Below are 12261 nucleotides of genomic sequence, written 5' to 3'. Positions count from 1 at the left end.
GCCTGATCCCGGCCGGCGGCAAGGTCCTCGACCTCGGCTGCGGGCCCGGCCGGAACGCCCTGCACCTCGCGGCGGCCGGTTACGAGGTGACCGGCGTCGACCTCTCGCCCACGGCCATCGCCTGGGCGGAGGAACGGGCCGCCGCGTCAGGCGCCGAGAACGTCCGGTTCGTGTGCGGCGACGCCTTCACGGCCGCCCTCGACGGCCCGTACGACCTGATCTACGACTCCGGCTGCTTCCACCACCTGCCCCCGCACCGCCGCATCAGCTACCTCGCCCTCCTCGACCGCGCCCTCGCCCCCGGCGGCCACTTCGCCCTCACCGCGTTCGCGGCCGGCGAGGGCGGCATGGGCTCCGAACTCCCGGACGCCGACTTCTACCGCGACGGCAAGCTGCACGGCGGGCTCGCGTACACCGACACCTCGCTCCGCGCGATCTTCTCCGACCTGACGGAGATCGAGCTCCGCCGCATGCACGCTCGATCCGCCGAATCCCCTGTCTTCGGCGAGTCCTTCCTCTGGACGGCCTTCTTCCAGCGCCCGTCATCCCCCCGCCCGTAATTCCCTGGGGCCCTGCCCCAGGGCCCCCTACCCTGGGCCCCATGGGCAACGGCAAGACCTCATACGTCTGTCTGCCGTGCCGGGCCTCGTACAAGCAGCCGTACGACCCCTGGCGCGAGCGGCGGTGTCCGCGCTGCGCGCGCACCCTCATCCACGCGGGTTCCGCCTTCGCGCCGCCCCGCCGCCGGGACGTCTCGGCCTGGCGGGCGCTCTCGGTCGTGCTCCACGCCGGCATCCGCTTCCACAAGTCCTGCTGCGGCGGTCCCGGTTACCGGCCCCGGACCCTCTCCGAGGTGAAGGCGGGCCTGGCGCGCGCCCGCCGCACCGGCGAGCCGATCGCGAAGGCGCTGCTCCGCGTCCCGTAGTACCGGCCCTCACATCGTCTTCAGGTGCTCCGCCAGCCGGTCGTACTGCTCCCTCACCCCCGTCTCCATGCCCGCCGCCAGCGCCTGGTCCCTGATCTCGTTCGAGGGCCAGAAGGAAGTGCTGGTCAGGGCCGTGCCGCCGTCGGGGGTCGCGTCGAAGGTGAGGGTCACGCGGACCGGCTCGGCGTCCGGCATCTGCTCGAAGACCTCCGTGTAGTCGAGCCGTTCCGCCGGGACGACGTCCTCGTACCTGCCGGAGAAGACGATCTCCTGGCCGTCGGGCCCGGTCTGGCCCCAGCGCCAGGCGCCGCCCGCCCGCAGGTCGATGTCGACGACGGAGGTGGTCAGCCCGGCCGCCCCGTACCACTCCCGTACGTGCTCGGGCCGCGTCCAGGCCGTCCAGACACGGTCCGGCGGGGCGTCGAAGGTGCGGGTGATGACCAGTTCGCGGTCGGCCGGCGTCGTCAGGAGGGTGACCATCGCTCCGATTCCCTTCACGAAGGGCCCATTCCAGGATCACCCCGGCGCCCCGCCCCGGCATCCTCGTAAAGGGAATGAACATGTTCAACAGGTGAGCGCTAAAGTTCTGCCACGCGGCCGCCCGGCTGAGGGCGTGGCCGCGATCTCAGACCTGTGGGGGGTCCCTTTGCCGCGCTCAACGCGCAGGCTTCCGCACGCCTTCGTCCGTGCGGCCGCCGTCTTCGCTCTCTCGGCGGGCGTCATCACGCCCGCCGTCATCCACGCCCCGGCCGCGCACGCGGACTGGGACAGCACCACCGGCAGCACGCTGGACAACGGTCGCTACCACCTGGTGCTGCCCTCCAGCGCGCTCTGGGTCAAGGTCAGCGTGCTGGCCTCCACCGCCCCGGACGCCGCCGTCCTCGCCTCCACGGAGGCGATCACCTCGGACAGCTACAGCTCGTGGACCCCCGACGAGCCGTTCGCCCTCCCCGAGGGCACGGCGCTCGGGGACTACCCGGTCCGCGTCGAGTACCGGCTGCCCGGCGAGACCACCAAGCAGTGGACCGGCGGCACCTACTCCTACCGTCCGCACGTCGGCGTCACCGGCCTGTCCTGGGACCGCGCCACCACCACCTACGAGCAGCGGAAGGTCGTGCTCTCCGGCAGGACCACCCTGTGGAACCCGGCCACCGGCGCCCGCACCGCCGCCCCCGAGGGCACGAAGGTGGAGGTGAAGCTGAGCCTGTACGACACCGCCTACCGCTCCCAGACCCTCACCGCCACGACCGGCGCGGACGGCACCTTCACGCTGCCGATGACGCCGAACGCCACGATCAGCAACGGGTCCGCGTCCGTGGTCACCACCGGCACCGTCAACGACCCGGACAACGCGGCGTACGTCCCGGGCGTGCAGGCCGAGGCCGTCATCTACCGGATCAGCTCCGACGTGAACAAGTACCGCGTGCTCGCCGGTACGAACGTGCAGGTCAGCGGCCACGTGGAGCGCTACACGGCCGGCGGCTGGAAGCCGTTCCCGGGCGCTCCCGTCGTCGCGACCGGCAGGGAGCCGAACTACTCCGACGCGACGCCGGTGAACCAGCTGGGCAGCGGGACCTCCTCCGCCACCGGCACCTTCTCGTTCTCCGCACGCGCGGAGTACAGCACCGACAAGATCTACACCTTCCTCCGGCCCTCGGCGTACATCCAGCCCGGCGCGTACGCGTTCGACCGGACCGACATCGCCGTCCCGCAGCAGTTCTCGTACGGCCAGTACGCGATCACCCTGGACGAGTACGGAAGGCTCGTCGCCAAGGGACAGCTCGGCAGCAGCGGGTACTGCGCCACCGGCGAGCCGACGACGCTCCAGGCCTCCCTGGACGGCGGCCTCACCTGGCGCAACCTCGTCTCCGGTCGGACCAACACCTACTGCCAGTACACCCTCAACTCGTGGGGCTACGACAGCGCGCTCTACCGGGTGTACCACCCGGAGACCAACCAGCTGGTCGCCAAGGCCGGCACGGCCCTCAAGCGGGCCCGCACGGCCACCCGCTTCTCCGCCTTCACCATCAGCCCCACCCAGCCCGTGGTGAACGGCAAGATGACCGTCTCCGGCACCGTCCAGCGCAAGCTCAACGGCGTCTGGAAGCCGCTCGGCGGAGTCAAGCTGACCCTGGTCTACAAGCCCAAGGGCGACACCAAGTGGTACTGGGTGACCAAGGACATCACCACCAACAGCTACGGCAACTTCAGCTACCGCGCCACCGCCTACGGCGACGGCTCCTGGGCGCTCTACCTCAACACCACGGGCAGCTACTTCTACAGCGAGACGAATGCGAAGTACATCGATGCGCGCTGACCTCCGCCTCTCCCTGACGGCGGCCGTCGCGGCCGTGGCCCTGGCCGCCTCGACCGCCCCCGCCCTCGCCGAGGACACCCCGACCGTCGGCATCGGCCGGGCCGTCACCGAGGACGCCCAGCGCGGCTCCTTCAAGGTGACCGCCTGGTCCGACGCCCCCTCGGCCAGGATCACCACCGTCTCGGCCCGGATCCGGCAGGGCGACACCGTCCTCGCCGACATCCCGGCGCTCACCGCGGACTACTCCTGGGACCCGGCGCTCGCCAACACCTTCCGGCTGCCCGCCGAGGCCGCGCTGAAGCTCGTCGAGGACGGCGGCACCATGCCGGCCCTCGGCACGTACTCCATCGACGTCACGGCCACCGACTCGCTCGGCAACAAGCTCACCCGCACCGACGCCGGGCAGCTCGACTTCCGGCTGCGCCCGGAGTTCCGGAACTTCACGCTCTCCAAGCCCACCTATGCCGACCGCACCACCCGTCCCTCGGGCACCCTCGTCGGCATCCAGCCCGGCTCCGGGGACGTGGTGCAGCTGACCGGCCAGAGCGTCTCGATCCGGCAGCACACCCCGCAGGAGTCCCCCGAGGAGCAGACGGTCACCGACGGGACCGGCGCGTTCACCGGCGGGTCGTACCCGATCTCCAGCGCTGACCTCGAAGGCCGGACCGACTTCTCGGCGTCCGTCTCGGCGGACACGGCCGAGCTCCACGGCACCGTCCGCGCGTACGACTCGGTCTCCGAGTGGGTGCCGCGCAAGGTGACCGTGACGGCGACCGCGGACAAGAAGCGGGCGCTGAGCGGGCAGACCGTCACCATCAGCGGCCGGATGACCGACCCGGCGGCCGGGAACGCGCCGGTCGCGAACGAGCAGGTCCGCGTGCGCATCGGCACCCCCTCGCCCACCGTCTCCCCGCCGGCGATCGTGCGGACGGGCGCGGACGGCCGGTTCACCGCACGGCTCGTCGCCGCCTCGGGAGAGTACGTCGGCGGCTGGACGGTCGACTCCCCCGACCGGTACGTGAGCTTCGGCGACGTGACGGGGCCGCTGGCCATTCCGCTGGAATCCCGTACGGACCTCACGTCCATCGGCCTCTCCGCCGACGGCAAGGTCACGGTCACGGGCACCTTCCGGGCCCGGTACGTAGCGAACCCGTCCTTCCCCGTGGCCCAGTACCTCCAGCTGGAGCAGTCCGTCGACGGCGGCTGGAAGCGGATCGCCACGACGTACGTGAGCTCCGCCTACTCCAACGAGTTCACGCTCACCGCCAAGAGCCGCGGCGGCTGGTTCCGGGTCCGGCACCTGACCACCGACCAGTTCGCCGAGTCCGGCTCCGGGTCCTTCCGGCTCGCCCGCAACGACACCCGGATCGTCTCCCTGAACGCCGGCCCCGAGCCGGTCGCCAAGGGCGGGTACGTGACCGCCACCGGCAGCCTCCAGCACTACTGGGACGGGGCCTGGCGGGCGTACGGGAACGCGCCGGTCGTCCTGCAGTTCCAGCCGAAGGGCTCGACGACCTGGAAGACCGTGGCCTCCGGGCGCTCCGGCTCCACCGGCAAGGTCTCCCTGAAGGCGACGGCGAGCGCCGACGGCAGCTGGCGGATCTACTGCTTCGGCAATTACCAGCACTTCAACTCCCCGGCGGCGGCCGGCGGGGACTACGTCGACGTGCGCTGATCACCCCTGCTGGACGAACGCCCGAGGGCGGCACCCCCTGGTGGGGGTGCCGCCCTCGTCGCGTTCAGCGATGAACTGCCGATCCGTCAGGATCAGAAGTCCATGTCACCGCCCGGCATGCCGCCGCCGGCCGGCGCAGCGGCCTTCTCCGGCTTGTCGGCGATGACGGCCTCGGTGGTGAGGAACAGCGCGGCGATCGACGCGGCGTTCTGCAGCGCGGAGCGCGTGACCTTCGCCGGGTCGATGATGCCCTCGGCGATGAGGTCGACGTACTCGTTGGTCGCGGCGTTCAGGCCGTGGCCGACGGGCAGGTTGCGGACCTTCTCCGCCACGACGCCGCCCTCGAGGCCGGCGTTGACCGCGATCTGCTTCAGCGGGGCCTCGAGGGCCAGCTTCACGATGTTGGCACCGGTGGCCTCGTCGCCCGTCAGGTCGCCCTCGAGCTTCTCGAAGACGTTGGAGGCCTGGAGCAGGGCCACGCCACCGCCGGCGACGATGCCCTCCTCGACGGCCGCCTTCGCGTTGCGAACGGCGTCCTCGATGCGGTGCTTGCGCTCCTTGAGCTCGACCTCGGTCGCGGCACCGGCCTTGATGACCGCAACACCGCCGGCGAGCTTCGCCAGGCGCTCCTGCAGCTTCTCGCGGTCGTAGTCCGAGTCGGAGTTCTCGATCTCGGCGCGGATCTGGTTCACGCGACCGGCGACCTGCTCGCTGTCACCGGCACCGTCGACGATGGTGGTCTCGTCCTTGGTGATGACGACCTTGCGGGCGCGGCCGAGCAGGTCCAGGCCCGCGTTCTCGAGCTTGAGGCCGACCTCCTCGGAGATGACCGTGCCGCCCGTGAGGATGGCGATGTCGTTCAGCATGGCCTTGCGGCGGTCGCCGAAGCCCGGGGCCTTGACGGCGACGGACTTGAAGGTGCCGCGGATCTTGTTGACGACCAGGGTCGACAGGGCCTCGCCCTCGACGTCCTCGGCGATGATCAGCAGCGGCTTGCCCGACTGCATGACCTTCTCCAGGAGCGGAAGGAGGTCCTTCACGGAGGAGATCTTGGAGTTGACGATCAGGAGGTACGGGTCGTCGAGCGACGCCTCCATGCGCTCCATGTCGGTGGCGAAGTACGCCGAGATGTAGCCCTTGTCGAAGCGCATGCCCTCGGTGAGCTCGAGCTCCAGACCGAAGGTCTGCGACTCCTCGACGGTGATGACGCCTTCCTTGCCGACCTTGTCCATCGCCTCGGCGATGAGCTCGCCGATCTGGGTGTCGGCGGCGGAGATGGAGGCCGTGGAAGCGATCTGCTCCTTGGTCTCGACATCCTTCGCCTGCTCGAGGAGGGCGCCGGAGACGGCCTCGACGGCCTTCTCGATGCCGCGCTTGAGGGCCATCGGGTTGGCACCGGCGGCGACGTTGCGGAGACCCTCGCGGACGAGCGCCTGGGCGAGGACGGTGGCGGTGGTCGTACCGTCGCCGGCGACGTCGTCCGTCTTCTTGGCGACTTCCTTGACCAGCTCGGCGCCGATCTTCTCGTACGGGTCCTCGAGCTCGATCTCCTTGGCGATGGAGACACCATCGTTGGTGATCGTGGGGGCGCCCCACTTCTTCTCGAGGACGACGTTGCGGCCCTTGGGGCCAAGGGTGACCTTGACGGCGTCAGCGAGCTGGTTCATGCCGCGCTCGAGACCGCGCCGGGCCTCCTCGTCGAACGCGATGATCTTGGCCATGTGAAGTGGTCCTCCCGGACATGGGGTGGATAACGCTCCAGGACCGCGCCGACGCCCGCGACGGACGGCCTCCGCGACTCCGTGTGGTTCCTTGCCCCACCCGGCCGGCGGCCTCGTCTGCCCGATCCTCGTAGCACTCTCACCTTCCGAGTGCTAACGCCAATGATTAGCACTCGCCCTATGAGAGTGCAAGCGACTCTCGCGTTTCGGGAGGTGACCAGGGGGTGGACGGAGGGGGCCGGGAACGCACGAGGGGTCCGGGAAGGCGCGAGGAGCCCGGGAAGGCGTGAGGGGGCCGGGCACGCACGAGGAGCCCGGGAACGCACGAGGGGTCCGCATCCCCTCAGGGATGCGGACCCCTCGACGGCGTTGCGTCGGTGGCCGATCGCGCCGCGCTCAGACGGCGAGCTTGACCATGTCCGCCTGCGGACCCTTCTGGCCCTGCGAGATCTCGAACTCGACCCGCTGGCCCTCTTCGAGGCTGCGGTAGCCATCCATCTGGATCGCGCTGTAGTGGACGAAAACATCCGCACCACCGTCTACCGCGATGAAGCCGTAGCCCTTCTCCGCGTTGAACCACTTGACGGTGCCCTGAGCCATGCCTAACTCCCCTATTACTGGCCCTTGCGCGGGACCGCACCTCGCGGACCCGGGTCAGACCCTGCGCCGGAACGCGTCGACCGCCGCTGAATGTATCTGCCCAACTGCCCTCTGCAACAGGTCATTCGACCGAGAATTCTGGGCGCGCCGGAAAGGGGAATTGGGGATAATCCCCTGGATCACGGGGCAAGTCGGGCCCGGCAAAGCGCGCAGAACGTACACAACGCGCAGGGACTTTGGCTGCTTCTTGTCGTGCGGGGACGCATTCTCATATGCGTCCGGCATGCGCAGCGGAGGGGACTTCCCCAACTCTACCGCGCTCAACCATGCAGAATTGCCCCTTCCGCTTATCGCGCGGAAGGGGCAATTCGTACTGACCGGTAGACCTCGGCGAAGGCTCGGCCGGGGATCAGCAGCCGCCGGCACTGTGCTTGATGGTCAGCCTCCGGCGACGGCCGGGATGATCGAGACGCCCGCGCCGGCCGGGGTGGCCGTCTCCAGGCCCTGCTCGAAGCGCACGTCGTCGTCGTTGACGTAGACGTTGACGAAGCGGCGCAGCTTGCCCTGGTCGTCCAGGACGCGGGCGGCGATGCCGGTGTGGTTCTTCTCCAGGTCCGCGATGACCTCGGCGAGGGTCGCGCCCTCGGCCTGGACCTCGGACTGCCCGCCGGTGTAGGTGCGGAGGATGGTGGGGATGCGGACGTTCACGGCCATGTCTTCGTTACCTTTCAGAGCGCCAGGCCGGCGTCGCGGAACGCGTCCAGGCTCGGGCGGATGGTGGCGGTCGCCTGAGAGGTTTCGGCCACCGCGTCCAGGGTCTTGAGTCCGTCGCCGGTGTTGAGGACGACGGTGGTGAGGTTCGGGTCGATGAGACCGGCCTCGACGAGCTTCTTGGTGACGCCGACGGTCACGCCGCCCGCGGTCTCGGCGAAGACGCCCTCGGTCTGCGCGAGGAGCTTGATGGCTTCGACGACCTGCTCGTCGTCGACGTCCTCCACGGCGCCGCCGGTCCGGCGGGCGATGTCGAGGACGTACGGGCCGTCGGCCGGGTTGCCGATGGCGAGGGACTTGGCGATGGTGTTCGGCTTCTGGGGCCGCACGACGTCGTGGCCGGCCTTGAAGGCCGCCGACACCGGGGAGCAGCCCTCGGCCTGGGCGCCGAAGATCTTGTACGGCTTGTCCTCGACGAGGCCCAGCTTGATGAGCTCCTGCAGACCCTTGTCGATCTTCGTCAGCTGCGAACCCGAGGCGATCGGGATGACGAGCTGGTCGGGGATGACCCAGCCGAGCTGCTCGCAGATCTCGTACGCGAGCGTCTTGGAGCCCTCGCCGTAGTACGGGCGGAGGTTGACGTTCACGAAGCCCCAGCCCTCGCCGAGCGGGTCGCCGATGAGCTCCGAGCAGAAGCGGTTGACGTCGTCGTAGTTGCCCTCGATGGCGACGAGGTCACCGCCGTAGACACCGGCCATGACGACCTTGCCCTGCTCCAGGTCGTGCGGGATGAACACGCAGGAGCGGAAACCGGCGCGGGCGGCGGCGGCGCCGACGGCGCCGGCCAGGTTGCCGGTGGAGGAGCAGGAGAGGGTGGTGAAGCCGAAGGCGCGGGCGGCTTCGAGCGCCTGGGCGACGACCCGGTCCTTGAAGGAGTGGGTCGGGTTGCCGGAGTCGTCCTTGACGAAGAGCTTGCCGGGGGCGACGCCGAGCTCGCGGGCGAGGTTGTCGGCCTGGATGAGCTTGGTCCAGCCGGGGTTCAGGTTGGGCTTCTCGGCGACGTCGGCGGGGACGGGCAGGAGGGGGGCGTAGCGCCAGATGTTGGCGGGGCCGGCCTCGATCTGCTTGCGCAGCGCCTCGGGGTCACCGGTGGGAAGGTCGTACGCGACTTCGAGCGGTCCGAAACAGAGTTCGCAGGCGAAGATCGGGCCGAGCGGGAAGACCTCACCGCATTCGCGACAGGAAAGCCCGGAAGCGGGACCGAGGTCGACGGTGCTGGTGGGTACGGCGGTCTGTGCAGCCATGGAGGCGAGGCCCTTTCTCCTCATCTTTCCCATGACGAATTTTTCGCCATGAGACGGATTTGGCACCTTCCCTAGCCGGGGACCTCGCTGGAGGACGAGTGGTAACCGACTGGAGGGTTGCCGGGGCTTCAACGGGCCGTTTCCCTCTGCCCCTCTGGATGAGCGGTATTCGATTGTGAGACGCGGGCGGCACCCCGACATGCATCGGGCATCCGCGTTGTTCAAGACTGTAACCGAAGGCTTCGAAGGTGGAGACCGACGTCCGATCCGCGAGATGGAGATCACGTTGCTGGAGGAAGTGGAGCGCTGGCTGGCCCGGCGGTCCTGGTCCGTGTCCGACCGCCCGCTGGACCGGGTGCTCGCCGCCAAGCGGGGGACGAGGGTCAGCGTCGTCCTGCCCGCGCTGAACGAGGAGGCGACGGTCGGGGACATCGTCTCCGTGATCCGCCGCGAGCTGATGACCGGGTCCGTCCCTCTCGTCGACGAGCTGGTGGTGATCGACTCGGGCTCCACGGACCGTACGGCGGAGGTGGCGGCGGCGGCCGGTGCGCGGGTGGTCGCGCGGGACGCGATACTCCCCCGGATACCGGCGGTCCCCGGCAAGGGCGAGGTGCTCTGGCGGTCACTGATGGTGACGAGCGGGGACGTGGTCTGCTTCGTGGACGCGGACCTGCGGGACTTCTCGGCGGATTTCGTGACGGGGATCGTGGGCCCGCTGCTCACGGACCCGGACGTGGACTTCGTGAAGGCGATGTACGACCGCCCCTTCGGAGACACTCCAGGTCAGGGCGGCCGGGTCACGGAGCTGGTGGCCCGCCCGCTGCTGAACCTCCACTGGCCGCAGCTGGCCGGCTTCGTGCAGCCGCTGGGCGGCGAGTACGCGGCGAGGCGCTCGCTCCTCGAACGGCTCCCGTTCCCCGTCGGTTACGGAGTGGAGCTGGGCCTGCTCGTGGACGCCCTGCACACGGTGGGCCTGGACGCGCTCGCGCAGGTGGACGTGGGGGTGCGCAAGCACCGGCACCAGGACGGGCAGGCGCTCGGCCGGATGGCGGCGGCGATCTACCGGACGGCGCAGCTGCGGCTGTCCCGGGGGCATCTCGTACGGCCGAGGCTGACGCAGTTCGAGCGGGGCGAGAAGGGCTTCGAGCCGCGGACGTACGCGGTGGACACGGAGGAGCGGCCGCCGATGGCCGAGATCGCGGAGTACGCGCGACGCCGCGTGGCGTGAGGCCGCACGACCGGCCTGCGACGACTCCGTGTGGCCGAATCGACCCGTCTCGTATACGTACGTTTGAGCGTTTACGGGACGGGCTAGGTTCGCCACATGGCTACTGTGCTCGTGGCATCCAACCGGGGCCCGGTCTCGTACGTGCTCGCCGAGGACGGCTCGCTCGACACCAGACGGGGCGGCGGAGGCCTGGCCTCGGCCCTGAGCACCATCGACGTCGACGCCCGGGAGCGCCTCTGGGTGTGCGCGGCGCTCGGCGAGGGCGACCGGGAGGCCGTCCGGCGGGGTGTCGCCGAGCCGGGCGTGCGCATGCTGGACATCGACCCGGACGTGTACGCCGACGCGTACAACGGCATCGCGAACTCGGTGCTGTGGTTCCTGCACCACCACCTGTACGACATCCCGCGGGAGCCGGTCTTCGACGCGGGGTTCCGCCGCCGCTGGGAGTCGTACCGCACGTACAACCGCGCCTTCGCGGAGGCGCTGGCGGCGGAGGCGGCGGAGGGGGCTGCGGTCCTGGTGCAGGACTACCACCTGGCGCTGGTGCCCGGGCAGCTCCGCGAGCTCCGCCCGGACCTGCGCATCGCCCACTTCACGCACACGCCGTGGGCGTCCCCGGAGTACCTCGGCATGCTCCCGACGGACATCCGCGAGGAACTCCTCCGGGGCATGCTGGGCGCGGACCGGCTGGGCTTCCACACCCGGGCCTGGGCGAGGGCGTTCGAGGAGGGCGCGGGCGACCTGGGGCGCACGAGGGTCGCGGCGTGCCCGCTGGGCGTGGACGGCGAGGAACTGCGGGCACTGGCGTACCGCCCGGAGGTGGACGAGAGGCTGGCGCAGCTCCGCTCGGAGGTCGGCGACCGCAGGACGATCGTCCGAGTCGACCGCACAGAACTCTCGAAGAACATCCTGCGGGGCCTCCAGGCCTACCGCGAACTCCTGACCGCGCACCCCGAATGGCGCGACAGGGTCGTCCACCTGGCCTCGGCGTACCCCTCGCGCCAGGACCTGGAGTCGTACAGGTCGTACACGACGGCGGTGAGCGACCTGGCCGAGGAGATCAACACCGAATTCGGCACGGCGGACTGGCAGCCGGTCCTGGTCTCGGTGAAGGACGACTTCACCCGCTCCCTGGCGGCGTACCGCCTCGCGGACGTGGCCCTGGTGAACCCGGTGCGCGACGGCATGAACCTGGTCGCGAAGGAGATACCGGTCGTCTCGGAGACGGGCTGCGCGCTGGTCCTCTCCCGGGAGGCGGGGGCGTACGAGGAACTCCACGAGGACGCCCTGACCGTGAACCCCTTCGACGTCTCGGAAACGGCGGAGGCCCTCCACAAGGCCCTCACGATGCCCCCGTCGGAACGCACGGACCGCACGAAACGCCTGGCGGCGACGGCCACGGCGCGCCCGCCGCAGCGGTGGTTCCTGGACCAGCTGGAGGCGCTGCGGGAGCGGTGAGCCGGTGGCCCGGCGGACGATCGGGGCGGCCTCAAGGCCGGTTCGCCGACCGGCTCCGCCCGACGGCGCGGGCGGAGCCGGCTGCCGTNNTGCTGACCGAGTCGGCCGCGAGCGCCCCCACCAAGGCCGCGGCCGACTCGGTCAGCATGCCGTCGGTGGCGAAGGTCCAGTTCACGGACGCGTACGCGGTGGCGCCGCCCTTGGTCAGGTCGCGCATCGTCTCCTCGCCGGAGCACGCGGACAGCGCCTGGCGTCCGGTCAGCGCGACGGTCGCGCCGACCGGACGCCATGCGCTGTCCGCGTGCTCCGGCGAGGAGACGAT

The 12261-nt window shown here is 70.3% G+C and carries 11 protein-coding genes and 1 riboswitch; of the genes, 6 read left to right on the top strand and 5 right to left on the bottom strand.

Features of this window, described 5'->3' with window-relative positions:
* A partial coding sequence (locus tag CCN56_RS06475) for a class I SAM-dependent methyltransferase (RefSeq protein WP_107484104.1) occupies window positions 1-560 on the top strand: 560 nt, incomplete at its 5' end.
* A 41-nt stretch (window positions 561-601) separates the two neighbouring features.
* Window positions 602-925, top strand: coding sequence for a deoxyxylulose-5-phosphate synthase (locus CCN56_RS06470; protein WP_086824441.1), 324 nt, complete (start codon window positions 602-604; stop codon window positions 923-925).
* A gap of 9 nt (window positions 926-934) precedes the next feature.
* Here CCN56_RS06470 and CCN56_RS06465 read toward each other — a convergent pair whose 3' ends face one another.
* Window positions 935-1423 carry an SRPBCC domain-containing protein gene (locus tag CCN56_RS06465; protein ID WP_256961811.1) on the bottom strand — a complete coding sequence of 163 codons (489 nt, stop codon included), beginning with the start codon at window positions 1421-1423 and terminating at the stop codon, window positions 935-937.
* A 148-nt stretch (window positions 1424-1571) separates the two neighbouring features.
* Here CCN56_RS06465 and CCN56_RS06460 point away from each other — a divergent pair, with 148 nt between their 5' ends.
* A complete protein-coding gene (locus CCN56_RS06460) occupies window positions 1572-3242 on the top strand; it encodes a hypothetical protein (protein ID WP_086824435.1) in 1671 nt (556 codons plus the stop codon).
* Window positions 3232-4917, top strand: a complete 1686-nt coding sequence (locus tag CCN56_RS06455; protein WP_086824433.1) for a hypothetical protein — start codon at window positions 3232-3234, stop codon at window positions 4915-4917. Before CCN56_RS06460 ends, CCN56_RS06455 begins: the two co-directional genes overlap by 11 nt.
* A 92-nt stretch (window positions 4918-5009) precedes the next feature.
* Here the strand turns inward: CCN56_RS06455 and groL are convergent, their stop codons facing one another.
* The 4 genes from groL to thrC form a co-directional block, all read right to left on the bottom strand.
* Entirely contained in the window at window positions 5010-6638 is a 1629-nt protein-coding gene (gene groL, locus CCN56_RS06450) for a chaperonin GroEL (protein ID WP_041130483.1), read from the bottom strand.
* Window positions 6639-7034: 396 nt separating this feature from the next.
* Window positions 7035-7238, bottom strand: coding sequence for a cold-shock protein (locus CCN56_RS06445; protein ID WP_015035246.1), 204 nt, complete (start codon window positions 7236-7238; stop codon window positions 7035-7037).
* Window positions 7239-7676: 438 nt separating this feature from the next.
* Window positions 7677-7952, bottom strand: a complete 276-nt coding sequence (locus CCN56_RS06440) for a MoaD/ThiS family protein (protein ID WP_055642141.1) — start codon at window positions 7950-7952, stop codon at window positions 7677-7679.
* Between the two features lie 14 nt (window positions 7953-7966).
* On the bottom strand, window positions 7967-9277 hold the full coding sequence (thrC, locus tag CCN56_RS06435) for a threonine synthase (protein ID WP_086824431.1): 1311 nt from the start codon (window positions 9275-9277) through the stop codon (window positions 7967-7969).
* Window positions 9271-9418, bottom strand: a riboswitch (SAM riboswitch). (Overlaps the previous gene by 7 nt.)
* 121 nt (window positions 9419-9539) lie before the next feature.
* Here thrC and CCN56_RS06430 point away from each other — a divergent pair.
* Both CCN56_RS06430 and CCN56_RS06425 read left to right on the top strand, forming a co-directional pair.
* A complete protein-coding gene (locus tag CCN56_RS06430; RefSeq protein ID WP_086824445.1) occupies window positions 9540-10481 on the top strand; it encodes a glucosyl-3-phosphoglycerate synthase in 942 nt (313 codons plus the stop codon).
* 96 nt (window positions 10482-10577) lie between these two features.
* Entirely contained in the window at window positions 10578-11939 is a 1362-nt protein-coding gene (locus tag CCN56_RS06425) for a trehalose-6-phosphate synthase (RefSeq protein WP_086824429.1), read from the top strand.
* The last annotated feature ends 322 nt before the right edge of the window (window positions 11940-12261 follow it).

Origin of the sequence: Streptomyces sp. NRRL B-24572, from assembly GCF_002156145.1 — a bacterium.
GTDB lineage: Bacteria > Actinomycetota > Actinomycetes > Streptomycetales > Streptomycetaceae > Streptomyces > Streptomyces vietnamensis.
Note: the sequence above shows the minus strand (reverse complement) of the source record. Positions and strands in the feature narration are given on the sequence as shown.

What these genes read in the sequence shown, in the direction of transcription:
- CCN56_RS06470 (WP_086824441.1), top strand. Translation starts at nt 602, where the DNA reads ATGGGCAACGGCAAGACCTCATACGTCTGTCTGCCGTGCCGGGCCTCG.
- CCN56_RS06455 (WP_086824433.1), top strand. Translation starts at nt 3,232, where the DNA reads ATGCGCGCTGACCTCCGCCTCTCCCTGACGGCGGCCGTCGCGGCCGTG.
- groL (WP_041130483.1), bottom strand. Translation starts at nt 6,638, where the DNA reads ATGGCCAAGATCATCGCGTTCGACGAGGAGGCCCGGCGCGGTCTCGAG.
- CCN56_RS06445 (WP_015035246.1), bottom strand. Translation starts at nt 7,238, where the DNA reads ATGGCTCAGGGCACCGTCAAGTGGTTCAACGCGGAGAAGGGCTACGGC.
- CCN56_RS06440 (WP_055642141.1), bottom strand. Translation starts at nt 7,952, where the DNA reads ATGGCCGTGAACGTCCGCATCCCCACCATCCTCCGCACCTACACCGGC.
- thrC (WP_086824431.1), bottom strand. Translation starts at nt 9,277, where the DNA reads ATGAGGAGAAAGGGCCTCGCCTCCATGGCTGCACAGACCGCCGTACCC.
- CCN56_RS06425 (WP_086824429.1), top strand. Translation starts at nt 10,578, where the DNA reads ATGGCTACTGTGCTCGTGGCATCCAACCGGGGCCCGGTCTCGTACGTG.